The organism is Rickettsia hoogstraalii, assembly GCF_000825685.1.
Lineage (GTDB): Bacteria > Pseudomonadota > Alphaproteobacteria > Rickettsiales > Rickettsiaceae > Rickettsia > Rickettsia hoogstraalii.
This window is the reverse complement of the sequence record NZ_CCXM01000001.1, coordinates 1,126,788-1,151,959: the sequence shown is the minus strand read 5'-3', so window position 1 is coordinate 1,151,959 and position 25,172 is coordinate 1,126,788. Positions and strand designations below refer to the sequence as shown.

The window sequence follows — 25,172 nt, the reverse complement described above, 5'->3', positions numbered from 1 at the left end:
AGGAAACATCACGAAAAAAACACCAAAGCAAAGTAATGTTAGAGATAGCAGAGCATAATAAAGATTTTAATTTGTCGAATGCCCAAGGAAAAAGACGCCTAATAAAAACTGTGTTTTCGACAATTAAATTAACAGGCAAAAAGCTTGACTTTATACTGCATTCGCCGTTCGATAGATTTACGAATTTGTCAAAAGTCGAGGAATGGCTCCCCGTATCGTACGTATTGCGAACCTTAAACGAGTACAGATTAGCCTTGATTCAGGCTACGCTTAAGCCTTGTTATGTCTTATCCCCTACCCTTAATTAGTCAAATATTAGCCTCATTCCAACCAGTATTTTTTACACAACAAACTCGTATTCAAGCAGCCCAAAAACCCAAAGGGTGGAGGCAAGTTGCCTCTGTCCTTTTGCTAACTTATCAAAAGGTACTATCACCTAGCACACTAATATTGTCGGTTATATTTTGATTATCAATTATTTCGTTAAGCTGGTTTTCTATAGTTATAATTTTAAATTTTGTAGATTTATCAACTATAAGCTCTTGTATACTAGCAGTTATTTTGTCTATATCGGTTATATTATTAAGGACTTTAATGTTGTTTACTATATTCTCTATAGTGTCTTTTATTATAGCTTTATCTTTAGTATTTATTGCAATATTAGTAGCTACTTTATCATTTATTCCTTCAGCCAACTTTTGAAAACCATCTATTTTATGCAATAAGTCATATACATTTTTAAAGCCTTTATTCTTAGCTATACTTAAAGCTGTGTTGCCATTGATTATCAATATGATTAATAGCCTGCTCGGACATTCTAGGAATCAGCAACTCACAAACTTTTTCTAAACGATACAAAACAGCCAAGCTTAAAGTTGTATCCCCATCATTATTAACTTTGCTTAATTCGTTTGTATCCATTTGGGCAATTAATTTCTGTGCTTCTGCCGTGTTTTCTGCTTTTATTGCTTCTATTAACTTTTCAAACATGACTATACCCTTATTAAATTCTATAAATTTTAATATTTTGTTAAAAATGAGCTATAGACAAATCATAGTAAGAAGCTTTAAGAAAGCAATAGAAATTTAACTAAAAGTATGAATAAATGAGTTGAGATTGATTTAAAGGATTTATTAGTGTATAGGGAGTTAGAGAAAATAATAGAACGTTTTAATAAATGATAATAATTACTTTTTTCAAGAGATTTATGGAGATAATAAAATCCTGATAAAAAACTAAATTAAATAAAAAATAAAGAGTGAATAAAATGTTAAACGCAAAGAATGTAAATAGTAATATCCCTTTAAAAGTAGCTTTATTTACTTCATTAGGGTCAGGTCTTGAATATTACGATTTTGTTATATATGGCATGATGGCTAAATATTTATCAGATATTTTCTTCTCTGTAAATGATAGTATAAGCAGTATGATTCAAACTTTTATAGTTTTTGCGGTAGGTTATTTGATCAGACCGTTTGGAGGAACTATTATAGGAATGATAGCAGATACTTATGGGCGAAAAAAAACATTTGTTGTGGTTATGCTAACAATGGGTTTTTCAACAATGGGAATAGGCTTACTACCTACCTATAATCAAATAGGAATTATTGCCCCTATTGGATTATTAGTATGCCGTCTATGTCAAGGTATATCCTTAGGAGCTGAGTTACCTGGGCTACTACCATTATTAGCGAGTATGCTCCTACCGGTAAATTAGGTAAATTTATGTAGTGTAATGTTATCAAGTATTAGTATAGGTGCACTTATGGCTACAGCTATGGTAGCTACGTTAAATAAACTCTATAGTTATCAAGAAATTATTGAATGGGCATGGCGAATACCTTTTATATGCGGGGGGATGTTAGCTATAATTTCCTACTATATTCGTAAGAATATTAGTGAAACTCCTGAATTTTTACAAGAAAAGAATAGAGAACAAACTGACACTAATTTATTAATACCATTGAAATTATTACTATCACAAAACTTAGTTAATATAGCTATAGGATTAGGGCTAGTATTTTTTCATGCTAACCTAGTTATTATAAATTTATATTTTCCTGTTTATCTCAATAAATACTTTAATTATGAATTAGTTGATATTTATAGTAGTATGACAATTAGTATGATCGCCTCTTTTATATTTACCATTATTTTTGGTTGGTTGTCAGATTATGTTTCAAAGCTAAAAATTTTATTATGTTCTTTAATACTTTTTAGCATATTTTTATTTGTATCATTTGCTTTACTTAATAAGGGAACTTTTTGGTCATTACAAATATTTTTTATAATATATCAATTATTTATTTCTCTCTTCTTTACCAGCTATATGCCTATATTATCACGCTTATTTGCTACTAAAATGCGTTACACTGCTATAGCATTAATTTATAATAGTGCTTTATTCCGTAGCAAGCTTTATTCCGGTTATAGCTTCTTATTTATTAGAACAATATAATTCTCCTTTAATTTTAGGTATTTTCTTTATAATAAGTATAGTTCTTTCACTTATTTCCGTTATCACAATACAAAATAAAAAAATAAATTATTATTAAATATGCTATAGAAGAATTGTAATTCTAAATTGAATATTATGCATTATATAGTGAATTAACTTGAATTAGGAATAATTTCTACATCATTAGCATATTTACCTTAGAAATCAACCGGTTTTTTATTGTGTTTCTGCTGATTTATATGAAGTTATGATAGAAATGATTGATGATATGAGCTAAGCAAAATCATAGAGGAACGTAAAAATGATAAAGAAATACCGGTAAATATTAATACCTTTTTAGAAAGTGCTAAAAAGGAATGGAAAAAATTAGTACCGCTGCTTCTCCCAACCACACTAGATAGTTGGTAATCTTTATGAGAGTCGGATTTTAAGAAAAGTGGAAAATATAGAAATTGAAACAACTAGGAACGCCTAGCTGAATTTAATAACTCCTTATATAGTTTTTGATAAACTTTATTTTTAGGTGCAAGTTCTATAGCTTTATTGATATATTCTACAGCTAAATCAGGCTTTTTAAGTTTATTTAAAGCTATAGCGTTATAATAATATGCATACTCTAGTTTTATGGATTTATCCAAATTTTCTATTCCTTCTTCATACTGCTGCAATTTAATTAGAGCTAAGCCCTTATTATAATATGCTGCATCGTCATCGGTATATTGCTAAAGCTTGATTAGAACAATCTATAGCTTTAGGATACTCCTTTAATTTACAAAAAATATCAGCTTTGTTAATATAAGCTGACGAATATGAAGGGTTTAATAAAATTACTTTATCATAATTCTCTAATGCTTCTTCATATCTTTTTAAATTATTTAATGTATAAGCCTTGTCATAATAATGAACATAATTAGCCGGCTCAAGCTCAATTACTTTATTGTATGATTCTAATGCAGCTTCGTAGTTTTTAATATTATATAAGCAATCCCCTTTAGTAGAGTAGGTAGAAACTTTTAGGTCTAGTGCTTCAATTCCAAGTTCTATTGCCTTATCATAATTTATTATTGCTGTTTTGTACCTTTTAAGATTGTAAGAAGCTAGAGCAATTTCATAATAGGTATCTGGATTGGCTTTACCTAATCCAATAACTTTATTGAAATAATTTATAGCATTTTTATATTTAGCGAGTCTATTATATACCCAGCCTTTAGCGTAATAAGGTTTCCAATAATTTGGATCAATTCTTATTGTTTTATCGAAAGCTTTGATAGCCTCTTCATATCTCATTAATTTTGCTAAAGCCTCACCTTTAGCATAGATAGCATTCCTATTTTTTGGATCAATTCTTATTGCTTTGTCAAAAGCTCTAATAGCCTGTTCATATCTCATTAATTCGTTCAAAACCTGCCCCTTAGCATAAAGAGTTCTTTCATCCTTAGAATTAATTTTCAATGCTTCATTAAAAACTTCAATTGCTTCTTCATATCGTTCTAATTTTCCCAAGCTGAAGGCTTTAAAATAATAAGTATAATTATCATATTGAGGGTAACTAAGAGCATGGTTATAGGCTTCAATTGCCTTTTGATATTCTTTTAATCTATATAGTGCCTGACCTTTATAGTGATAAGCTAAAATATCAGGTTCAAGCTTAATAGCTTTATTAAACTCTTTAACTGCTTCTTTATATCTTTTTAATTCATATAAACATCGACCTTTTAAATAATATAATTCAGAATTAGTTAAAGTACATTTAATGGCTATGTTAAAAGCTGCAAGTGCTTCTTCGTATTTTTCTAATTTATATAAACATTTTCCTTTCAAATAATATAATTCAGCTTCAGTTGGCATAAGATTAATAGCCATATTGAAAGCTTCAATTGCTTCCTCATATTTTTTATTGAGGCGTAACATTGATCCTTTATTAAAATAACCGTAAGGTTCTAGAGAATCAATTTCAATAATTTTATTACAACATTCTATTGCCTCATCATATTTATAAAGCTCTGATAATATCCAGCCTTTTTTATGATAAAATTCAATCTCATTTGGATTAATTTCAATTGCTTTATTAATATCAATAAGTGCTTTTTCTTTTTCACCTATATCAATTAAAGCCTTAGCTCTATCAAAATATAGTTCAGGATAATTGGGATTTATTTCCAAAGTTTTATTATACATCTGGACTATTTCATCAAATTTACCCAATTTTTCTAAAGATATTGCTTTATTAGCGTAAGCTTTAATGTCAGTAGGATCAAGTTCAATAGCTTTATCTAAAACACTAAGTGCTTTTCTATATTTCCCCAAACTATTAAGAGTCCATCCTTTATTATTAAAAGTTAGAACATCCAGCGGGTCAAGCTTTAAGGCTTGATCATAACTCTTTATTGCTTCCTCATAGCGACCTAAAATACTTAAAACTATACCTCTATTATCATAATAACCTGATATTTTAGGATTGATTTTTATAGCTGTATCTAAAACTTCTAAAGCTTCTTCAATTCTATCAAGTTACTTTAAAGCAAAAGCTTTATTACTATAAGCTGAGCTTAAAGATGGGGCTTGATTTAAAACTTTATCAAAATACTTTATCGTCGTTTCATACTTTTCTTCCTCAAGACATAATAAGGCTTTGTCAAAGTTTTTATCTAATTTGTTGTTAGAATTAGACATTAAAAATTACTTTTATGAAAAAACTTTTAAGTGTTTTACCTAATTATAAATAAGTATATATAATGAAAAAAATTATATAATGTTAATTATAAAGTCAATAATTTGCTTGGAATTGGTATAATTAATATATCTGTTTAAATAAAAATAAACTATCGATAGCATTCCCAAGTACCGCACCTTTAATGCCGCCGCCAAAGCCCCCAAGCATAAGCCCGAAAGCTCCGCCGACTACAGGCAGTACTGTACCTAAGCCAAACATTTTTATTACTCTAAGTATGTAGCCGGTGTATTTTGTTCGCCTATTGGTTCTATATTCATACCACCGATAATTACGTTAGGTATACCGCTTACCATAACATTGTCATCTTCTGCAAGATCTATAAGACCTTTTTTTATATTACTAATTTCTTCTTCAATAGCTAAATTATGTTTTAAAACCGTTGGTTCTGCTTCCACAAGAGCCCGATAAAATTGTAGTTTTTCATCTTTCGTTTTTGATAAAGGATCATGGTATTCATAATCTAAAACTTTTAATCCTGTGTTATGATAAAGTTCTATTAACTTCATGCCTAAATTAATGTCTTTCTTAAAATACTTACTAACTTTAACCGATAAAGCAGTTAGTTGGTTTAAAGCTGGGCTTTCAGGATAACAAAATTTTTGGCTGGATATAGGCTCTTGTAGAACAATAACTCCCGTTTCTAATTTGAGAACGTTTTTAACGGTATTTAGTACGGATTGACGCTCAATTAAGTGAGCAAATAAAAATCTAGCAAAAACTAGATCAATTGTATTATTTAAACCTAAAGAATTAATATCATTTGCAGAAATTACATGGAATTCTATATTATTTACTCCTGCTTCTTGAGCGGACTTTTGAGCTATTTCTATTTGTTGCACACTGTTATCTATTGCAATAACTGTGCCTAAAGGCATAACTTGCTGTGCTAGAAAAATAGCCATTTGCCCTGTACCGCATCCTAGCTCTAGAACTTTCATTCCCGACTTCAAACCCATTTTTAATAAAAAATTACAGCTTGACTCATTCATTGATTGATTTAGTATATTAAGACGCTCTTCTCCTTTTTTTCCTACTTCTAAATAATAGGTATCATCTTTTGAATTTTTCATAATCTTTACCATTAATTTAAGTTTTGTTCACAGAGCCTAAAAGTGGTAAAATTATTATATAAAATATATCATTAGTCTAGATTAAAATGAACTATTAGCTCATGAAGAGTTTAATCTATCAATCCCTGGTACGTCAGGCTCATCACGAAAATTGATAATGTTATTAAACTTCTCTATGCAAGTGCGGCTAGCTTTATCGCAACCGGCAATTATAGTAAACTCATCGCCTGTATTAATCACAAAAGGCATCGGTAAAACTAAAGTGACTAATCTATTGCTGAAACTTTTTACTTCCATCTTTAAACCTATATTTCTGCCGCTTAGCCATAGAACGTAACCATATGTAAACCAATCATTTTGTTGTCCTAAGGTAGCGACGTAGCAATCTTATCAAAATCTCCTGAGATTGCCACGCTCCTTGCAGTCGCTCGCAATGACAATTGGGTACATTATATACGAATCTCAACCAAAGGAATGTTACCCCATGAGCCTATGGCAAAACTATCCATTGACAAGTCTAAGTGGTCAGTATCAAAACGAACCGGCACATCAAACTCAAAATCGGCTCTTATTTCTTCATCACTTCGTGGTACAAAATCAAAATTTTCTAAGGGGATGTTATCAATATAGATTTTACAGAAATCATTATTGACCGGTTTATTAATAATGCGAGTATAATTATAATCACCGCTAAAATAGTGTTTAACTAGCTGAAATTCTTGCTGTGTTCCGTTACTTTTGCCGATTAGCTGATTAATAGCCTTATAATCTGACCAGTCTTTGTAACGAAAACCTATTGCTTTACCTCCTTTGCTTCTGAAAAAAGCTATTAATTGCTGCCATTGAGCTTCGGTTTTTATGTCGCTACTAATGTCATATTTAGCTCTTGCTTCTTTTGTAAGTATAATGTTACACTGCTCATGACCGCTAAAGGTAGCTACAATATCCGTAGAAAATTCAGGACCGCCTTTAGAGCCGTATGATATTTCAGGCGGAATTGTACCTAGGCAAAAGAAATCATATGTAAGAAAGAATTATTTAAGATGGCTTATTAGATAAAGCTTTGAGATTATCGTAAACTTCTTTGCGATCGCCTATTTTTAGTACTAAAATTAATAATATTTTATGTTCTACTTGATAAATTACTCGATAATTTCCTATTCTTAAACGATATAAATTATTTATACCGGATAGTTTTTTTATCCCTACAGGTAAAGGTGTAATTTTTAAATCTTCGAGTTTTTGGATTATAGTAAGTTGTAGTTGTTTAGATAGTTTTTTAAGCTGCCTTTGAGCATTTGGAGCAAGCTCAATTTTATATTCAGATTGCATATTTACAATATTTCTTTTTTAAATTCTTCTAAAGAAATAGTTCCTTTTAGCTTTGATTCTTTAATAGCTTCTTTAGCTTCTTGTAAATCTAATTTATTTTCAATCATTTCTATTAGTTTTAAGTCTTCCATAGGAATTATAGCAGCAAGGTCTTTACCTCTACGACTTAAAACTATTCTTTCTTTACCATAGCTGCTACGATTTATTATTTCTGCAAAATGTTCTCTAGCACTTGCTGTAGTAATACTACTCATATTAACCTATATTGTTAATTATAACTATATTGTACAATTCGTACTAATATCTTGTCAAGTTTATAATATTATAAATTACGTTTGCTTCGGGAAATTTTCCTTGCCATATCGGCGGTAATTTGATTGCGGCTTTGATAGTGTAATTAATATTTGATAGGTTTAGTACGTTTTTGTAGTTGAAAACCAAAGCAATTATTATATATCAAAAAGAAAAATACTATTATTTGTGATAAAATAGCTAATTTAGTATACCAAAAATCCGGTAACCCCAAAATGTAAAGTAGAAAATTTATCCAACCATATAAAAATACCCAAACTGAAACCAGTTTTAACTTATTGATAAAGCCAATATCATGTTTCAACTTAAATTTTCTTAAAACTATGTTTGAGCTTGTTATTGTAAAAGCAATATAAGCAGATATAACTGTAATAGTGTATATATAAGTTTGAATTAATATGAAACTTTGTATAACAACAAAAAATGCAATCATTTGTGTATTAACTGGTTCACCTAGATCCCAATATTTTTATCATTCGTTTAACATTCTCATCTGTTGATATATTATGTGCTACATATTTAAAAGTAAACATTACAGTTGGTTCTATAAAATTTTTTGCAGCAACCCACATTATTAAAGTAATAAAAGAACTAAGAGCTAAGAAAATAGCAATTTCATTATTATATAAATTAATTATTTTATTTTTCATATTGTAGTCTAAATAATATCATATTATTAATTAAGTAATTATAATTAGTATGCTCAATAAATACAACTATTAGTATTAGCTATACAACTGTTAAATTTTCAAATCTATCTTCTCTTAACGCTCTGCCAAACGCTTCTCTAGTTTTATCAATCCCTCAAAAAATTACTCTAATTTCCTTAGTAGTACTAATTTTTAGTATTAAGTGTGAATTGAAAGAAACTAAAATTATTTAAATATTAATCATTTATATAAATCATAAAAAACTTTTGATAAGTAAGCTTATTAAATATCTTTGAAAAATGATTTAGAAGATTCTTCTTTACTTACTTTACTTAACTTTTTGGTTAACTTGTATATTTCTCCATTCCATCTCCATATTGTATATCTATCAAATTTTATGTCTAATAATAAGTCATGAGACCCTAAAGTAATATTGTTTTGTACTTTAATACCATCATATATATTCATACTAAAAATTCGTTCAACTTTTTTTAATTTATGATTCTTAGGATATAACTGTAAAATTTCAAAAAGACAACCTGCACTCCTGCAAAGTCCTGAATTTTTTATATATATTAAAATTTCTTTTTTACCATCATTATTTATATCATATAAATCTATACCTATTTGATTTTTTTCGAGTATTGGTTCATCATTTCCATAACGATCAATTAAGTATTTATAAACTATTTCACGCTCTGTTTGATGGTTTTGTATAATCGAAATTTACTTTGTAACCTTTAATATCATTTATATTATCAGCTAAAATAAAAGAACTACAAAAGTAACAATATATAAAAATTATTTTGAAAGTAATATTATTAATTAATTTTTTCATATACTATTTATTTTTATTATAATTATAGACGAATAGCATCTATACAAATCGATTACAAATAATTATTTCGTATTAATTCATTTTTTTCTGTTTTTCTTTTTTAATCTTAAAATATGCAAGCCAGTAATGCCATTCATCTATTGTAATTTGCTCAATCTCGTGAACTGTCTTATGCAAATGTTCTGCAAGTGCAAATTGATTGAATAACATTGGCTCTGCAATTAGTTTTTTTCGGCAGTCTCAAGATCATTCTCACTCCATTATACTTGTGCTAATTCGGATTAATACATCAGGATCACAGCTACGCATTAATTCCGGTTTATCAGCTCTAGTAAATAAACAGTTTCCCTCCTTGTATTTAGCTTTCATAATTAAAGCTTCAACCATTAAGCCTAAATCATCCTCTTTAGCCATTTTATATAAACGATTCTTTTGAGCTAAGGTTAGAGGCGAGGAATAAATATATAAAGGATGCTCGCCATCACCCCATTCAGGTACTTCAATTATTTTAATTTCCTTAGCGTCAAAATGTGCTTTAACCCGGTCTATAATTTTATCCTGCATATTAATCCTCTGCCTTAATATTTTGTTTTAATTCGCCATTTCCTTGGAAAGTAAAAGAGCTTTCAACTATTCCGTCAAATGATGCTTGCCTCGAAATACCGGTAACAATAGCAGTGCCGCTGAAATATTTGCCTCTCTCATCTCCCTCAGGATAGAGTCTTAACTCTACAGTGTTACCGATAACCAATTTGCCTTGCCCCTCATTATCTTCGGTGTTCCAAAAAGCATCAATAGAACCTGACCAGCTCTTAATAGTTGCTTGATTCTTTCGCCACTGAGTACCTATGATACTTGCATCTACCGTGTCGCAAACCTCCTCAAGCGACCATGACTTAACTTCCATAATTTGTTTATCGCCTATTTTAACGATCCCTTCCGATCCTGCATGCGTTGACATATTTTCCTCTTAAATAATGATTGTTGGGTTATTTTCTTTTGTTCTGTAATGTACAGAGAATGTTAGACTACCGCTACAGGCTGATTACCGTCATAGTTAAGGCTAGTGTCGGTAGATTGTAAGCGGCAGTCTTTACAAAGCTTTTTTAAGACAAAACTATTTGTAACAAGTTTCTCAACCTCAAGAGCGATATTATTAACTGTAACATTTACGTCTTTAGCAGCTTTAGCATAACATTCTACAACTATTTTTTGGCTATGTGGCGGGCTTATCGTGCTTGTTGCTACCTCTTCATTAAGTGAAAAAACAATAATGCCCGGTAGAGAAGTAAACTCCATAGTATAAAGCCTACTGTCATAAACCTTAGTACCTACTAAAGTTTTACCCTGTAATAGCTCTACAAAAGTTTGCCTTATTCTAGTTCTTGCGTGCATTGCTTAATGTTCTCTCTCAAGTACTAAGCTAGCAACCCCTGTGCCATCCACTTTTATTCCAACAATTCGATATTCTTTATTATGTACTAGAAGCAAATCGCCGTATTCTACTTCTAAAATATCATCTTCGCTGCACTCAAATATCGGCTTACTGCCATAAACTCCGGCTGTTCCGTTATCTATTTCTAGATATTCTTCGCTCATAATACCGGTAATCATATATTTCTCGCCTGAAGCAAGATGCAAGGTTGCAGTTATAGCGAATCCTTGTTCTATATCTAAAAACTCTTTTAAATCTTCTTGAAATGACATAAAATTTGATGTATTATGTTTTTGTTAATACTATTAAAACAATACTAAAGTCATTACAATATGATTGCATCCTTTGCTTGTTCTGATACCGAAAAGTTGTTTTACAACCAATCTGCAAAACGTTTTCACTCAATTATTCGTTCAGCACAAAGGAAACTTAAGTTGTTAAATTCAGCTAGTAATATTAATGATTTACGCTCTCCGCCCGGTAATAAACTTGAGTCATTAAAAGGAGATAGAGCAGATCAACATAGTATTCGTATTAACGATCAGTGGCGTATATGTTTTACTTGGCATGACGGAAATGCTCATAATGTAGAAATTGTTGATTATCACTAAAGGAGATTATTTATGACTAAATTACTTGATCTTGTAACACCCGGTGAGGTGCTAGAAGAAGAATTCATGAAGCCTTTAAATATAAGTCAAAACAGGTTAGCTCGTGATATTGATGTGCCGCCTAGTCGCATCCATGCTATAGTACACGGCAGAAGATCAATCACGGCTGATATGGCATTGCGACTAGGTAAATATTTCCAAACTTCAGCTCAGTTATGGATCAACCTACAATCTCACTATGATTTAGAGCTTGCACAGCGTAACGAATGGCCTCATATTAAAAATCGTATTCGTATTATGGAAGTAGCAAAAATAGCAAGTTAGTTACTTCTTAGCAACCGCAAAGGATTCAGGGTGTCTGATGGCAATGTCGATATCTTGCATAAGTCTTATTCTTATGCCGCCGCTAGTACCTAAGGCGTATGGATCAACCAACACATCAAGCACTCCCCATTGACCGATGATTAAATCAGCAAAATTACTGAATAATAAAGTATCAGCCGGCATTTGGTTAGTTGTACCGACTTTATAGCCGTTTAAATAGCCGAACCCTGACTCTTTACTATAGCTTTCCCAAATAAATTGTGCTGTACCATCTGCTTTCTCAGTTTGTTTTAAGTGACCACGCAACGCAGCATTACATAAATAACCAAGGCTACCGATATCAGCATTTTTAGAGGCTATACTACTTTCTAAATCTACTATTTTACCGAAATCAATCTGCTCATCATCAGCAATATTAACTTTACTTATTTTATGGTTTAAGATGCCTAACGGCTCAGCACCTTTACCACTTCCAAGTATCGCAGCTCTATCTATTTCAAGTGCGATGGTGGTTGCTAAGTCTTCTCGCACTAACTGTTCAATATCAGGACTTGCTTGTAATATCAGCTTGCGGCTAAAATCCGTATAGGCAGCAATGCTTTTCGGCGATAATGTAACTTGTCCGAATGTTTGCTGTGATTTCTGCGGTGATTCACCCTCAGCCACCCAAAAGGCAGTAGCACCTCCTGTTTGCTTTGGGATTGCTATATCGCCGTGTAATCCACTCATCACCTTAGCTCCCATTTGTCGTACTAACATTTTATTACGTAGTAACTCAATGAAATTACCGCTTAAATAGTCAGTAGAAACTAAATAACCACCGGCAGTGTTAACTAGTTTTTGTAAATCTTTTCTTTCATAATTATTTTGCTCTAGCATTACATCAGCAGGAATAAAAAAGCTTGCCGGTTCTCTGCCAATACGCTTAGATACTTCACTTGATGCTTCACGCTCAAGCTCTGCCCCTCGCCAGTTACCGGCGACTGCTGCCTTAATGGCTTTAACTATCGAAAAGCTTCTTGCTTCTTTATCGTTCATACCTATTAAAGATTGATCAGGTGAGATAGTTTCTATTGTTTGCTGATTCCCTAGATGTTCTAAAATCTTTTGTCGAAAATTATCTAAACTTTTACCATCCTTAATAAACTCTATCGCAACAGCTTGCATATTATGCTTATCGCCTAAAGCAAGAATCTCGTTAATTCTATTAGTTTCGGTTTGTCTGATATCTTTAGTAATTTGCTCCGTATTAACAGTGTTTATTGTTCTTATATCGTTAACAAAATTGGTATTTTCATTAATTATTTGCTCATTTTCCATATTACTTCTTACTCCATATTTATAATCACTTACTTTTTTTGGTTCTTGTTTTTCTTTACTTCTGCCGATTCCAACAGTAGGATCAGCGGGAATTGATACAACCGATATTTCAAGCGGCTCCCATCTCTTTATTCTAAACACCGGTGGTTTATTGCCTTTGGCTTCTTTCTCTAAAACTATGTCAGACGATAAATAACGATACCCGACAGAGATATTACTGCGGATACCGTCAAGCACGTCTTGGTAAATACTTTCAGCAAGCGTACTTCTGCTAAACCTTACCTTTGCCCTAGCTTTGCCGTCACCGGTTAGCTCTGCTGCTTCAATTACACCGATTTGTTTAGTATGGTCATGATCAAGAAGTAGCGGTGCATTACCGGAGCTTAGCCAATCAAGCAAGACGCTTCCGTGTTTATGGTCAAGTATTTCTAAGCCAAAAAACCTCTCTGCCGGCTCTTCACTTGAAAAAGTAATCCAAAACCGACGACTTTTTGCTTCTTCCATGCCAATCATCGATAAAATAGCGTAACGTTGTTCTATTATGCCCGGTGAATTAATATTATTTCTTTCTAATTGTAATTTTGTATTAGTCATTATTTCCCTCCTGTGATTGAGTAGTTTGTTCTTTGTTTGGTGTTTCTAGATTTAATCCATATTTTTTAGCTAGTTCCTCTTCAAAAACTAACTGTTTAAATAATTCTTCAATATCTAATCCTTGCTCGGCTATTATTTGACTGCGGCTTTTAGTTTTCTGCTCTAATGCAATTTGGTTAGCATGATTATCTTTAAGCGGATCAACCCAAGCCCAACCACGAGGTCGCCAAATTGGTTTATTAAATTTGTCAAATTCACTTATTTGTATAGGGACTTTGTTAGTAGTAATTGCCATGAGTAGCCAGTTCTCAAAAACAGGATTACAAAAATGTTCGATCATGAAGTTTTGCAAGCCACGCCAGCTATCACGGTCTTCTAAACTACCGTGTCTAATTGAGGAAAAATTAACGTTTTCAAGATCATTAGCAAGGGTTGCATAGGAAATATCAAGACCGCTAGCAATGCCCCTGAGTATTGATTTTTCAAAATCTGCAAAACTAGAAGTGGGATGGTTAGGATCAAATAGCCTTACATCCATTCCAGCCGGTAATTGCTCAAAAGTCCCCGGTTCTGCTTCCATTAATTTATTACCTCTAGAGTCTTCGCTGCCTAAATAACCGCTACCATCAGGTGAAACAAAGAAACCCATTTTGAAAGCTCCGACTCTTGCGGCAACAAGTTCCGCTTCTTCATACCCGGCAAGCATCCGAAGACGTAACATTGCCGAATGCATCCAAGGTACGCCTCGACTTTGAGACGATCTATCTATAATAAAAGCATGGATAATTTCACCCGCTGGAATTCTTAAATATTTATCTCTTATAGTTTGATTGTTAAAAACTTCGCCCGGATGACGTTGCAACAAATGATAAGCAACAGGTTTATTCCACTTATTAAACTCAATACCCATCCTTATATAATTGCCGCCCGCAAGTGGTTTATTCAATTCTTCGTCTAAATGATCGGCTTCGATAAATTGCAGAGTAAAACTAAATTCATTATCAAAACCTTTCAGTAACCGCAATATTACTTCCCCGTCTCTTGCCATACTCTCTAAAAATAGTCTTTGGCAATCTATCCATGATAATTTACCGCAAGCCGTAACATTACCTTTGCTGCTCCATTTTTCAAACTTTTCCATTATTTGGTTATTTAGGTTGTTTAAGAAATTACCGTTATTATCAGTTGCTCTTACCTGCAGCTTAATTCCGCTGCTGCCTATAACATTTGTAGAAGTACGTTTTAAGAATCTGCAAGCATAATCATTATTGATACATAACTCCCTAGACCTGTTACGGAGTAACCTTAAACTTCTGTAAAGCTGAGCGTCAGCAGATAATCCGCTTGTTATCCAGTCGGAAGTTAGCCTATTTATTGCGGCAGCTTCATACCCACGCTTCTGCTCTTTGCATTTGAAGAGACTTAAAATATTTGGGAGTTTCATTTATTTAAAGAGAGGTAAATTTAACTTTTATCAGATTAGAGTTTATCCCTTTGCTAAGCTGTTCTTCTTGTAAAACTCTTGCATATTCTGCCTTGTAGACATCACGCCATTTGAGTAATTCAGAAGGGCTTAGACGTGATAAACTTCGCCCGCTGATCGAGTAAGAAAGCTGGTCCTTACTAGCTTTACCAAGAATGGTAGCTTGTAGTGCATCAAGAACACGCTTAACATGACTGCGACCATCGTAAGAATCAAGTAAAGCTAAATTCGGTTTTATTGTTAGCTCGCCGCTTTCAATAATATATTGTGTATCTTCTTTACTAACTCTTGATTGCCACCAATAAGTAGTAGGGAAGTATTTACTAGTTTGCTCACAACTTAAACGAATAACATAATGATTATTTTCGCTAATTGCCGTAACTTCAAATTTATTATCGGTACTGCAAAAACTATAAACTAGCTGCCATCCGTCTTTAGATGGATAGGTATAGAGTTCTTTACGCCACTCGACAGTTTCACCAGCAGTAAAGCTTTTAGGTTCAATATTTGATATTGTCATTATTTACCAATTGCTAACAAAGCCGCTTGATGTAGTTTTTCCAATAGGAATATAGCTAACTAATTCTGTTTCTTCCTCTTCTTTGACTTGCGGCTTAATAGCTAGCATTTTATTTGTTATAAGTTTCCAAATCAGGATTTAGTATGTGAAGTGCAGCAGTAGCATAAACTCGGCAATCGAGTGCCTCGTTACGTTTACCGCTAGGTTTTTCCCACTTTCTAACAGGAAAGCCTTTATGATAACGAGTTACGCATTTTTCGGCTGTTAGTTGTTTAAAATACTGCTCGTCATATTTTACTGGAAAATGACAGTAACCCGCTCCTAGCTCTGTAATTTTAAGACGGCTATAAATCATTTCCTTTGCCGTATCAGTGCCGATAGAAAATAATTTAACTCGCATTTTATTAGCGATAGTCGGACGACTTACTAAAGCTTTACCGGTAATAGATGAACCTTTAACGGCAAATACTCAACGCATTTGTCTTTTTTTGCAATAGCTATACACCGATTGCGTATGATGACCGCCTGAATCAATACAAACACAAGCAATGCGAAGTTTTATGCCGATATTATTCGTAAAATTTTGTTCTAAAATATTATCTAAATCATCCCAAACCTCATTTTGAGCAGGATCGCCATATATTACTCGATAATCAAGTGACCAACTTTCCTCAGCTATGCCAAAGCCGACTATTTCCATCTCTAAACGATCACTTTGCACATCTACGCCGGCAGTAATGATTACTATTTCTTTTGGAATTAAATCGCCCCAATTCTCTTTCCTATTAAGCAAGTTAGTTTCGTCAACAGTCTCGCCTGCTTCTTCCCAAGCCTCACCAAGGGTAGTATTAACCCAAGTCTTTAAGGTTTCAGGCATTAGCTTAGCTTTCAAAAATTCCTGTGCTATCTTACCCCAGCGGGTCCAAGGTGAATAAAGCTCGCTTAAATGAAAGCCTGCCACATTGCCTTTTATTCCCTCTACTCGCCACTCACCATTTTTCAGCACCCACCCTTTATTAGTATCTTGCAAAATACAGTTATTTACCTCACAAATGTAATGTGCTTCTTCCGGCTTTCCATCCTGCCATTTGATTTGACACCATTTAAGTATTTGATACTCACCGCAATGTTTACACGGAACATAATAACGTCTTTGGTCGCTCTGTAAGTAGGCTTGCTCGATTCGGCTTAAATCTTTAATGGTGGGAGTGGATGTTAGAACAATTTTACGATTCCAGAAAGTAGTTGCTCTTTTTTTAGCTAAATTAACCGGATCACCCTCAGCTCCGCTACTAGCAGGGTATCTATCAACTTCATCACATAAAACGATGCGAACAGGACGGCTTGCTAAGGATGAGGGCGAGTTACTGCCTACCATATAATATGACCGCCTGGAAATTTCTTATATAATATTTTGTTTCCTGAGTCTCTACTTCTTGGGTCTTTTACTAGATTCTTAAACACCTCACTATCTCGTAGCATTGGGCTTAAACGATCAGTTGACCAGCTTTCCGCTAGCTTCTCGGTAGGTTGTACCACTAGCATAGGTGCGGGATCTTGGTGAATATGATAGCCGACGATATTGTTAATTATCTCAGTCTTACCTACTTGTGCCGATGACATTACAACGATCATCTCTATTTGCGGATCACTTACAGCGTCCATAATAGCACGTTGGTAAGGAGCTTTATCGGTACTCCAGCTCCCAGGCTCAGAGCTTGCTTCACTCGATAATTTGCGGTATCGATCTGCCCACTGTGATACCATCAATTTTGGTGGTGGTGCTAATTTGCTGCCTATTGCTTTCGTTATTTGATTCTTCCGGCTCATATTTGCTAAGTTCTAGTAATGCCTCATGTATCTCTGTTTCTAATATCCTCTCAATCTTTGCAAAATTACCTCCTGCTTCAGCAAGTAACCTGACTAATTTAGTTGGTAATGCCAGCATTTTTGACCGAAAAGCTACTAGTAAATTGCTCCACTCAAATTCTACTTCCGATACTTCCATATATTTATCTTTTAGTACTTCCAGCTCTAACTCAGCTTTTTCTGCCTGAGCTGCTAGTAACCTTATCTTTAAAGCTTTTTGCTCACTACTGGAACTACGGTTTGTTGCTAAATCTTGTAAATACTTAATATAGGCTTGTAATGTTTCTTTAAGCTCATACCTATTTCTTGAAGCTTTTGGAATAATCTTCTCTTCTGTTAATTGATAAATTCTACGCTCAGTTAAATTAAATAATTCAGCAAGTTCTGCGACTGTATATTTTTTCATTTTTAGTATATTTTATTATTTTTGTTGTTTTGATAAAACCTTGTAACTCTTTTATTTACAGGCTTATAAGGTATTTTATGTGCTAAAATTGAAGTGAAGTGCAAAAAATTATTCTATCGCTAGGGGAGGTGTGGGGTGGGCGTTACCCGCCGCCCAAAAAGGCAGGAAGTACCTTTTGCTTTAAGCCGTGTCTAGTGCATGGTTAAAACTCTCTGTGAATACACGATCCCAGTGTTTGTTAAAGGGTGTTGAGTACCATATCTTTAAAGCCGAAGCGTGCTTTAATATTAGCCTTAGGTGTTAGACTGTATAGACGCTGCAACCTGCTACCCGGTAGCCGTTTATATATAGAGTTACCGAGCTTAAAGATATTCTTATTGCTTTCCTCTTTACGTAAAGCATTAGAGCCTCTTGACTTACGTGGTACGTTAGCGGTCGGTACGGCTATCATTTTACCGGAATAAGGTCTTTTTGTGCCGCCTTCCTCTTGAATATTTGCAAAATGGGCTTTAGTATAAACCGCAGAACTACGTTTATATTTATCAGCAAACTCTACTTTAATACCTGTTCTTTGTCTTCTATCCCACCAGTTTTTGCTGTTATTAAATATGCGTAGAATGACTTTGCAAATACGCTCTTGGGATAGCAACGCTATTTTGTTTAAAGCAAGGTTTGTACCAAACGGTAATTGCTTCTTTTCTAAGCTGTCCATATAATGCTCTAGATGCTTGATATTACTATTGATATTGATAACAAAGCTCATTTTATTCAACCGGTTTATATTTTGGATTATGCAGTAATGCAGATATTCCTATTGTAACACCATTGCCTAGATTACCTATTTTAGTAATCACGGGTTTTACGTAACTCTTAGAACCGATATAGCTCACCATAATCCCGGTATTTTGTTCTTTAACTGAAATATTATTCCCAAAACCCGGTATTGCTTATTACCGATTCATTTGAACAGTCTTGGAAGTTAATATCCTTATCATTGGAATGTTGAAGCTTAACCTGCATATAATGCGTATCGTCTAGTTCCACTGCAGAAGTGCCAACCGATATCATAAGGTTTGCACTTTCAAAGCCTGATACTTCTGCTACCGCTATATCATTCTTATTCGCATTAATTGCTATCGGCGGTAGTAGTTGCTCTAATTTGCTATTGCTAATTTGTTCTCTAGTGACTGACATATTGCTCTACTAATTTCATTCTTACATACCATTATATCATCCGGTTTACCGCATAGCAATGGGGTTTTAGAGAATTTAACTTAAAGTTAAGCACTTATTTTTAAACCCCTTTACCTTAAAGCAATTCTAATTACAAAATTTAACTTTAAGTTAAGTTTCCTTTGTTTTTACCTCGGTAAATTCTTATAAATCTCTGCTAAATCATCTAATGCTTCTCATAAACGTACTGTACCTGCACCCTTAATCCACTGCGGGATTTGCTTCAGCTCAAACTGTCGTACAGGTAGCTCATTCAAACAAAAATGTTCGATAATCTCTTGTGATTTTTTATTTAGCCGTGAGAATACCAGCTTGTGGTTATGCAGGGCATCAATTTGAGATTCAAGCTTTACTAAGTTATAACTGCTTTTGATTTGCTTGATGTTTTCAACTTTAATGATGCTACCGGTCCCGTTACCTGCAAAAGCACGCTCGTAATTGCAAGCTATTCGATCAGCCGCTCTAAACTGCTCTTCATTGATGCCACGGCATTTGTTTAAGCCGACACCGTTTTTTATATCCTCAAGATAGCAACGATAAAATTTAGCAATAGGTCTTTTGTCCTGTTTATTTATTTCCATCATTTTTGTACCTTTGATTTTTTGTTAATCGTTTTGCATCTTGCCTCGCCCACGCAAAATTATCCTGTTAAATAAGTACGGGCTTAATGCAATAAGCCCTTTATTTATAAAGGGGATAAATGCAACATCATGAACTTGTCTGCAAAGCCTTATAGAATAAAGGATTGCTCTTAATGCCGTAGTGCATTTTTTTCATAATGCAGAATGCACAATGAGCTACCTCTAAAACACGCATAAGTATAAGGTTTTTAAAGGGTTTCATAATGCAGATGCACAATGAATACACAATGAAATGCACAATGAACTATCATTCTACATTCCAATTTTCATTATTTATCATCACTGTTTTTCTTCCGTCACACTCCTCTTTGTAATGGGTTGGTAATATTTTAATATAATCTTTTGTAATTTCATTAGTCTCACCATTTATAACTTTTATTGTGTTCATATACATATTTTCGCTACACATAAAACCGAAAGAGGCATTTTTACCGACAAGATTAATTCCATATTCTTCAGGATTATCAAAAAACTTAATTATGCCTTGAGTAGCAGCTACTGAACAATCATCATAAATTGCTCTTCTACCGCCTAAGCCTTTGTAATTTTGGTACTTTTGAGCAAATTGTTTCATCAAATAAAACTTGCCTTTTATGCTATCTGCCTCTAACAATTTTATAATTACATTGATTCTTCGCTCACGTTCTCGGTCATATAACGTGCCTTTTGTTTTGTGAGCAATACGCTCCTCTATAATGTTTACTTCACTCCAAACATCATCTTCCTTTTGCAGTATTTTAGGTCTAATTGCTTTGCCGTTACGTAGTTCAAAAATCAAATGTCGGTGATGGTCATTAGTTTCTGATTTGTATAATAAAGCTCCACTAGTGTAATAACCACGTAAACTACTAGCACCGCTGAAAGCTTGGAACGGGTCTTCTTCTAGCTGCTGCCTTGTTATTTTCTTAGTATGATGGACTAAAACAATACCGGCTTCAGGATTTATCATATCTCTTAATTTCTCTATTCGTTCCCTTAAAAAGAATATCATTGCATCGTTTTCGTTCTCGGTAGCTCCAACTCTTCCGCCATCAAATACGTTACGAATAGGATCGACTGCGATAATGTCAGGCAAGCCATTTAAAGCTTTTTTTACATTTCCTACTAAGTTTTTTATTCCCTCATCATTTAATGATATTTTTTTATTACTCGGTGTTATGTATAAATTATGTAGTGCTTGCCTTAGTAGTTCTTTTGGTAATTTAATGTTTTGTAATCTTTCTCGTAAGTAATGATATTCTACCTCGGTTTGAAAATAAAAAATCTTTAAAGGCTTTATGGTTTTGAACCATAAAAACTCTACACCTGCTGCTAAGTAAGTGAATAAAGACAATAAAAAATCACTTTTACCTACTTTAGGTGAACCGCCAAAAACAAGCATGCCTCTTGGTGTTAGTATACGAGGAGCTATTATATCTTGCGGCAATTCACTTTGATCTGTTAAGAAATAACCTAAATCAAAAATATCAATTTCTTGATTATTTACTTTTTTAGGTTTGCCATATTTTTTAATATGTAGTTTCCATAAGTTATTTATTTCTTGCTGTAATCTATCTTTTGACCATGGCGGCACGACATTCGCAAAATTATAGCTATAATATTTCTTCTATTACTTCCTCATGTGTAGTAAGTCCTTCATGGTAGCGTCTCTTAACCAGTAACCTATAACTTTGCTTAAACAATTAAATCTTGTATATTCACCAATGCCACCCTCATATACTTTGCTAGTTATTATTTCATTTAAAGGCTTGCGGTCAGATACTAAATTCTGAAAATCAAAGAAATTATTATCGATACTTGAAGTTTCGTTAATTTGTAGTTTTTTAGCGTTCTCTATTAATTCCCCAAGCTCATACTCCATACGGCTATACGGCTATATGACCTTATCTTAACCGGCTTCAGTGTGCCGTGTTTGTGATAAACCGAACCTGCAATCCTAATAGGCTGATGTGCTGATTTAAAGCTAACATCGCCGCCAACCGCTAAAGCTATTTTATGCCTAAGCTGTAGTAACTGCTGTAATTTCTCACCGCTAACAGCTCTAATTAATTGCCAATAAACATGCAGCTTAGCTTGTTTGCTTTCAGTAATTCCGCCTGATTCTACGATTAACGTAGCTTCACCTAAGCTATTTTCTAAGATACGTAATTTGCTTTCAATATCGCCGTTATCAAGATCAATCAGCAATACCTGCATTTGCTTTATATCATGACTCTTTGCTTGTCCTACTTCCTCTACTACCCCAGGAATTACGTAACAACCTGCCTTTTTTCTATTAGCAAATTCTGCAAAATCAAAAACTTTATCAGTTATATCATCGTCCGCATCAACCCAAAAGCAGGACGGCGGCTTGTTATTACCGCCTCCTTTCTCGGCAAATGAACGCAAGGGAGCGCGTCCATCAAGATAACTAAATACTACCCAGCAATAGGCTTTAATGTCATCTTTTACAGGTAGGATTTCACTCATATAAGACTTCTTCCTCCTGTATATTCCAACATTTAGATCTAAACTCGCACATTTTACACTCAAAAATATCAGGATTGCTGTAGTGCCTTGGTAACAGCCCCCCAACCTTGGTAGCTTTGATAATATTAACCGCCTTATCACTCATCCTTTGGGCAAGCTCGGCATCAAACGGTATAGCTTCCGCATATATTTCGGAAGTATCTTTATTTATTGCCGTAAATAAACAAGGATTCTTAGAAATACCCGTAATAGTTTCCTCCATATAAGCCTGATACAAAGCAATTTGAGCAGCATATATAGGCTTGGATAAACTAGACCTTTGCGAGTAATATCGTTCCAATTTCTATTATTCATACTTTTAGTTTCCCATAGACAAGGACAAGTTAAACCAAGTTCCTTAGGGGCTGCGGTAATTACTCCGTCAATATGTCCTGCAATCCTGCTATCTGCTACTTTAAAGCCAAGCTGTTTACCGTCTTTATCACGTGTAACTAAGTCAAATCCGCTTTTTTGTAACCAACTGATCAGTAACTCCTCGAATAAATGACCGGCTGCAAAAATACGTATAGATTTAGCATCGAAACTACTTGCAAGACCAAAGCGAGAGTTTTTATACTCGTATTGTAAAGCACGAGAGCAAGGCAAGCCTAATTGTGATGCACCTAAATATTTACGTGCCGGCTCGAATTGGTGTTTTTGCCATAAATATATATTGATATGGTCGTTTATTTGCTTAGTTATTACACCCAAATTATTATTACGATGGTTAAAATCTAATTTTGTCATAATAGTCTCTCTTAAGCCCAGCTTAAAATATCATTGCTACCGCTCATATATTTAGTGTAATCCTTATGGCTGGGGTCTAGAGCAAACTTTATAACGTTTCGCTCTGTGCCTGAAGCATCAACCTCAATATCAATTTTAGCTATAAATTCTAAGCCGTCCAGCTCGCTAAAGTCTATAATCTTACGAGCTTCCTGTGCAGCGTCAGAATTGTCTTTATCAGAAAATCCTCGTGCAGAGTTTAAAATAGAACGTATAAAGCTTCTACCCATCTCACCCCATTTATTGTTATTATTATCGCTATAAAGATCGATTAAGCTCCAAACTTTACGTTTGGAATATTCGCCCTCTAAAACGGTAAACTCGCAATCAAAATAAATCGCACCGCTATTCTTGCTTTTAGTAGCGTAGCCGCCATGCCAGCCTTGCGATTCATCATTATAACCACCTCGTTTAATATGGATATTTACTTTGGCTATTGTGCCTCTTGGTATTAAGTCATAATTTGCTTGTAAAACAGCTGTATTGAAATCGTAATAATTCATATGTATATCCCTATTTTAGTTAATTATTATTTTAGTTTTAATTTTATCCATTAAGTTGTTTAAGTTTGCAGGTTCAATCATCTCAAGCTTTCCTAACCGGTCTTTTGCAGGATAGCCGTAAGGGTTATTAGTATGGTTGATAAAAACCCTTTTATCTTCCTTTTGCGTCATGGTAATAACTTGGTCGACAATAGCAGGCAGCTCTAATGCTGTTTTACTGCCGTCAATTTGCAATCCAAAATACTTGCGGTTAGTATCGTCAAGCTTTTCTTCTAAGATGCCTACAAACCAAATATTTTTATCTCTTGTGTGCTATTAAGTGAGTTAACCAGTTAATCATTTCCTGACCATGTAAACCGTACATAGCTCTTAAATCTTCCTTGCCGGTTCGCTCGCTAATAGCTTGCGGTTGCGACTTACACCACTGCAAACACAAACGACCAGCAACGGTAATAGAGTCAATAAAGATAGTTTCGTATTTGTTTAGACTCTTGGGATCACCAAAACGTTTACAAACATCTTCAAAGTGAGCTTTGCCGTATATGACGTTATCTTTAACCGCAGGACTAGCACCACCGATATATACCGCAAAATCTCTACATTCCTGCCAAATTCTTGGGCGGATGCTGTCACCTTGCCATCCTGAAACTGCTAAATCCCCAGCTTCTAGGTCAAAAAACAATGTACTCTCTGACGGCAATGTATAAAAGCAGACTAGTCTTACCGATGCCGTATTTGCCGAAGATACACCCCTTAATCCCTCGCTTTTCGGCTAATCGCTCATCAGCACTTATGATAGGTAATTTATTCATGGCTTCCCTCCAACTCTAACATAAATTGATCAAGCGTAATCGTTTCAAACTCGCTATTATTTTGTTTTGTTATCTTATAAACGGGATTACCAAGTCTAATTATTCTAGCGGCATTTATTTTATATTTTTCCTTTTCAGACAAAGAGTTATATTTTGCTTCGGGTATATGGTAAGTGATTTCAACATAGTCAGACATATTGCCGCCTTTTGCTATTAAATCAGCTAGTAACCTACCGAGTATGTCCTGCCGCCACTCGACTTTTTTAGGTACATCATTAGTTATTTTAAAATTCGACTCGTCTATATGAATAATACCCGTATCTTTTTCCATTCTTTTACGTTTAGCTTTTACAAACGGATCGTATTTTAAGGCTATAGCTGAGTGCAGCCAGTCCTTGAATTTCTTAGCTTCATCCAGCCTTTTATTAGCTTCCGTCAAATACTCATATAATTGCTTTGTTTCAAACTTAGCAAGGCTTCCTATCGGTACATTTAAAATGTCGTTATTAACTAAATCCAAATTCATAATTTTCTCCTTTTTAAATTGAACTTGTACTTACAACATTCCCTATTTTTAAAACCTTTTCAACCTCATTTAACTTTAAGTTGAATTTCTAAAACCTTTATCCTTAAGGTTTTCAAGGTTTATGGTTATCATAATTTAACTTTAAGTTAAATTTTTACACAGCCTTTAAAATTAGATGTAAAGTAACTTTAAATTAGGTTGCAAAT

General features: G+C 33.8%; 34 protein-coding genes and 4 pseudogenes. 3 read left to right on the top strand and 35 right to left on the bottom strand.

Annotated elements, in window-relative coordinates; genetic code table 11:
- Positions 1 to 419: 419 nt before the first annotated feature.
- Both BN1174_RS05980 and BN1174_RS10155 read right to left on the bottom strand, forming a co-directional pair.
- A complete protein-coding gene (locus BN1174_RS05980) occupies positions 420 to 791 on the bottom strand; it encodes a hypothetical protein (protein WP_040257315.1) in 372 nt (123 codons plus the stop codon).
- Positions 754 to 990, bottom strand: a complete 237-nt coding sequence (locus tag BN1174_RS10155) for an ankyrin repeat domain-containing protein (RefSeq protein ID WP_156138517.1) — start codon at positions 988 to 990, stop codon at positions 754 to 756. Before BN1174_RS10155 ends, BN1174_RS05980 begins: the two co-directional genes overlap by 38 nt.
- 278 nt (positions 991 to 1,268) lie before the next feature.
- On the opposite strand from BN1174_RS10155, the pseudogene BN1174_RS05965 reads away from it, so the two are divergent.
- A pseudogene (locus BN1174_RS05965) lies at positions 1,269 to 2,459 on the top strand (MFS transporter).
- A gap of 461 nt (positions 2,460 to 2,920) precedes the next feature.
- Here BN1174_RS05965 and BN1174_RS05960 read toward each other — a convergent pair.
- The 15 genes and pseudogenes from BN1174_RS05960 to BN1174_RS05900 all read right to left on the bottom strand — a co-directional run bounded on the left by BN1174_RS05960 (position 2,921) and on the right by BN1174_RS05900 (position 11,102).
- Positions 2,921 to 3,097 carry a hypothetical protein gene (locus BN1174_RS05960; RefSeq protein WP_269379109.1) on the bottom strand — a complete coding sequence of 59 codons (177 nt, stop codon included), beginning with the start codon at positions 3,095 to 3,097 and terminating at the stop codon, positions 2,921 to 2,923.
- Positions 3,086 to 3,148: pseudogene (locus BN1174_RS12350) on the bottom strand (hypothetical protein); the annotation flags it as partial. The pseudogene BN1174_RS12350 and the gene BN1174_RS05960, both read right to left, overlap by 12 nt.
- Before the next feature lie 19 nt (positions 3,149 to 3,167).
- A complete protein-coding gene (locus BN1174_RS05955; protein ID WP_408005894.1) occupies positions 3,168 to 4,910 on the bottom strand; it encodes a tetratricopeptide repeat protein in 1,743 nt (580 codons plus the stop codon).
- A gap of 60 nt (positions 4,911 to 4,970) precedes the next feature.
- On the bottom strand, positions 4,971 to 5,132 hold the full coding sequence (locus tag BN1174_RS10150) for a hypothetical protein (RefSeq protein WP_156138516.1): 162 nt from the start codon (positions 5,130 to 5,132) through the stop codon (positions 4,971 to 4,973).
- Between the two features lie 121 nt (positions 5,133 to 5,253).
- Positions 5,254 to 5,391, bottom strand: coding sequence for a hypothetical protein (locus tag BN1174_RS10145; RefSeq protein ID WP_156138515.1), 138 nt, complete (start codon positions 5,389 to 5,391; stop codon positions 5,254 to 5,256).
- Positions 5,392 to 5,396: 5 nt separating this feature from the next.
- A complete protein-coding gene (locus BN1174_RS05950) occupies positions 5,397 to 6,263 on the bottom strand; it encodes a class I SAM-dependent methyltransferase (RefSeq protein WP_040257308.1) in 867 nt (288 codons plus the stop codon).
- A 99-nt stretch (positions 6,264 to 6,362) separates the two neighbouring features.
- Positions 6,363 to 6,605, bottom strand: a pseudogene (locus BN1174_RS05945) (phage BR0599 family protein); the annotation flags it as partial.
- A gap of 107 nt (positions 6,606 to 6,712) precedes the next feature.
- Complete coding sequence (locus BN1174_RS09055; RefSeq protein WP_269379107.1) at positions 6,713 to 7,249, bottom strand: DUF2460 domain-containing protein; 537 nt, start codon at positions 7,247 to 7,249, stop codon at positions 6,713 to 6,715.
- Positions 7,250 to 7,301: 52 nt separating this feature from the next.
- Positions 7,302 to 7,595 carry a type II toxin-antitoxin system RelE family toxin gene (locus tag BN1174_RS05940; protein WP_040257304.1) on the bottom strand — a complete coding sequence of 98 codons (294 nt, stop codon included), beginning with the start codon at positions 7,593 to 7,595 and terminating at the stop codon, positions 7,302 to 7,304.
- Between the two features lie 2 nt (positions 7,596 to 7,597).
- Positions 7,598 to 7,849, bottom strand: coding sequence for a type II toxin-antitoxin system Phd/YefM family antitoxin (locus tag BN1174_RS05935; protein WP_040257302.1), 252 nt, complete (start codon positions 7,847 to 7,849; stop codon positions 7,598 to 7,600).
- Positions 7,850 to 9,467: 1,618 nt separating this feature from the next.
- Entirely contained in the window at positions 9,468 to 9,605 is a 138-nt protein-coding gene (locus BN1174_RS10140; RefSeq protein WP_156138514.1) for a hypothetical protein, read from the bottom strand.
- A gap of 42 nt (positions 9,606 to 9,647) precedes the next feature.
- On the bottom strand, positions 9,648 to 9,959 hold the full coding sequence (locus tag BN1174_RS05915; RefSeq protein ID WP_040257293.1) for a hypothetical protein: 312 nt from the start codon (positions 9,957 to 9,959) through the stop codon (positions 9,648 to 9,650).
- A 1-nt stretch (position 9,960) separates the two neighbouring features.
- Positions 9,961 to 10,356: a phage tail tube protein gene (locus BN1174_RS05910; protein WP_040257291.1), complete on the bottom strand. Its 396-nt coding sequence runs from the start codon at positions 10,354 to 10,356 to the stop codon at positions 9,961 to 9,963.
- Between the two features lie 62 nt (positions 10,357 to 10,418).
- Positions 10,419 to 10,790, bottom strand: a complete 372-nt coding sequence (locus BN1174_RS05905) for a hypothetical protein (protein WP_040257289.1) — start codon at positions 10,788 to 10,790, stop codon at positions 10,419 to 10,421.
- A 3-nt stretch (positions 10,791 to 10,793) separates the two neighbouring features.
- Positions 10,794 to 11,102, bottom strand: a complete 309-nt coding sequence (locus BN1174_RS05900) for a head-tail joining protein (RefSeq protein WP_040257287.1) — start codon at positions 11,100 to 11,102, stop codon at positions 10,794 to 10,796.
- A gap of 60 nt (positions 11,103 to 11,162) precedes the next feature.
- Between BN1174_RS05900 and BN1174_RS05895 the strand changes: the two genes are divergently transcribed.
- Both BN1174_RS05895 and BN1174_RS05890 read left to right on the top strand, forming a co-directional pair.
- Complete coding sequence (locus BN1174_RS05895; RefSeq protein WP_040257285.1) at positions 11,163 to 11,441, top strand: type II toxin-antitoxin system RelE/ParE family toxin; 279 nt, start codon at positions 11,163 to 11,165, stop codon at positions 11,439 to 11,441.
- Between the two features lie 12 nt (positions 11,442 to 11,453).
- Entirely contained in the window at positions 11,454 to 11,765 is a 312-nt protein-coding gene (locus BN1174_RS05890) for a HigA family addiction module antitoxin (RefSeq protein ID WP_040257283.1), read from the top strand.
- Here BN1174_RS05890 and BN1174_RS05885 read toward each other — a convergent pair whose 3' ends face one another.
- The 18 genes and pseudogenes from BN1174_RS05885 to BN1174_RS05815 all read right to left on the bottom strand — a co-directional run bounded on the left by BN1174_RS05885 (position 11,766) and on the right by BN1174_RS05815 (position 24,966).
- Positions 11,766 to 13,679, bottom strand: a complete 1,914-nt coding sequence (locus BN1174_RS05885; protein ID WP_040257281.1) for a phage major capsid protein — start codon at positions 13,677 to 13,679, stop codon at positions 11,766 to 11,768.
- Positions 13,672 to 15,123, bottom strand: coding sequence for a phage portal protein (locus tag BN1174_RS05880; RefSeq protein ID WP_052454747.1), 1,452 nt, complete (start codon positions 15,121 to 15,123; stop codon positions 13,672 to 13,674). The genes BN1174_RS05885 and BN1174_RS05880 overlap by 8 nt, the downstream gene beginning before the upstream one ends.
- 4 nt (positions 15,124 to 15,127) lie before the next feature.
- The gene (locus BN1174_RS07940) at positions 15,128 to 15,682 is read right to left on the bottom strand and encodes a hypothetical protein (RefSeq protein WP_052454746.1); all 555 of its coding nucleotides are present in this window, start codon (positions 15,680 to 15,682) and stop codon (positions 15,128 to 15,130) included.
- 109 nt (positions 15,683 to 15,791) lie between these two features.
- Positions 15,792 to 17,347, bottom strand: a pseudogene (locus tag BN1174_RS11840) (phage terminase large subunit family protein).
- A gap of 58 nt (positions 17,348 to 17,405) precedes the next feature.
- Positions 17,406 to 17,957, bottom strand: a complete 552-nt coding sequence (locus tag BN1174_RS05865; protein WP_040257279.1) for a MerR family transcriptional regulator — start codon at positions 17,955 to 17,957, stop codon at positions 17,406 to 17,408.
- A 238-nt stretch (positions 17,958 to 18,195) separates the two neighbouring features.
- Positions 18,196 to 18,720: a hypothetical protein gene (locus BN1174_RS05860; protein ID WP_156138511.1), complete on the bottom strand. Its 525-nt coding sequence runs from the start codon at positions 18,718 to 18,720 to the stop codon at positions 18,196 to 18,198.
- A 1-nt stretch (position 18,721) separates the two neighbouring features.
- The gene (locus BN1174_RS12345; protein ID WP_269379022.1) at positions 18,722 to 18,850 is read right to left on the bottom strand and encodes a hypothetical protein; all 129 of its coding nucleotides are present in this window, start codon (positions 18,848 to 18,850) and stop codon (positions 18,722 to 18,724) included.
- A 31-nt stretch (positions 18,851 to 18,881) separates the two neighbouring features.
- Positions 18,882 to 19,151: a hypothetical protein gene (locus BN1174_RS05855; RefSeq protein WP_040257275.1), complete on the bottom strand. Its 270-nt coding sequence runs from the start codon at positions 19,149 to 19,151 to the stop codon at positions 18,882 to 18,884.
- 215 nt (positions 19,152 to 19,366) lie between these two features.
- Positions 19,367 to 19,774, bottom strand: coding sequence for a hypothetical protein (locus BN1174_RS05850; RefSeq protein ID WP_156138510.1), 408 nt, complete (start codon positions 19,772 to 19,774; stop codon positions 19,367 to 19,369).
- Positions 19,775 to 20,078: 304 nt separating this feature from the next.
- Entirely contained in the window at positions 20,079 to 21,404 is a 1,326-nt protein-coding gene (locus BN1174_RS05845; RefSeq protein WP_052454743.1) for an AAA family ATPase, read from the bottom strand.
- Between the two features lie 36 nt (positions 21,405 to 21,440).
- Positions 21,441 to 21,692, bottom strand: coding sequence for a hypothetical protein (locus BN1174_RS05840; protein WP_040257271.1), 252 nt, complete (start codon positions 21,690 to 21,692; stop codon positions 21,441 to 21,443).
- Positions 21,668 to 22,300, bottom strand: coding sequence for a hypothetical protein (locus BN1174_RS05835; RefSeq protein WP_040257269.1), 633 nt, complete (start codon positions 22,298 to 22,300; stop codon positions 21,668 to 21,670). The genes BN1174_RS05840 and BN1174_RS05835 overlap by 25 nt, the downstream gene beginning before the upstream one ends.
- The gene (locus tag BN1174_RS10935) at positions 22,293 to 22,562 is read right to left on the bottom strand and encodes a hypothetical protein (RefSeq protein ID WP_197062052.1); all 270 of its coding nucleotides are present in this window, start codon (positions 22,560 to 22,562) and stop codon (positions 22,293 to 22,295) included. The genes BN1174_RS05835 and BN1174_RS10935 overlap by 8 nt, the downstream gene beginning before the upstream one ends.
- Positions 22,508 to 23,086, bottom strand: coding sequence for a hypothetical protein (locus BN1174_RS05830; protein WP_197062051.1), 579 nt, complete (start codon positions 23,084 to 23,086; stop codon positions 22,508 to 22,510). Before BN1174_RS05830 ends, BN1174_RS10935 begins: the two co-directional genes overlap by 55 nt.
- An 11-nt stretch (positions 23,087 to 23,097) precedes the next feature.
- Positions 23,098 to 23,628, bottom strand: a complete 531-nt coding sequence (locus BN1174_RS05825; protein WP_052454742.1) for a hypothetical protein — start codon at positions 23,626 to 23,628, stop codon at positions 23,098 to 23,100.
- Positions 23,629 to 23,643: 15 nt separating this feature from the next.
- On the bottom strand, positions 23,644 to 23,907 hold the full coding sequence (locus tag BN1174_RS13335) for a DEAD/DEAH box helicase family protein (protein ID WP_331370596.1): 264 nt from the start codon (positions 23,905 to 23,907) through the stop codon (positions 23,644 to 23,646).
- Positions 23,908 to 23,926: 19 nt separating this feature from the next.
- Complete coding sequence (locus BN1174_RS13330; protein ID WP_331370580.1) at positions 23,927 to 24,328, bottom strand: AAA family ATPase; 402 nt, start codon at positions 24,326 to 24,328, stop codon at positions 23,927 to 23,929.
- A 104-nt stretch (positions 24,329 to 24,432) separates the two neighbouring features.
- On the bottom strand, positions 24,433 to 24,966 hold the full coding sequence (locus BN1174_RS05815; protein ID WP_040257267.1) for a hypothetical protein: 534 nt from the start codon (positions 24,964 to 24,966) through the stop codon (positions 24,433 to 24,435).
- Positions 24,967 to 25,172 lie beyond the last annotated feature (206 nt).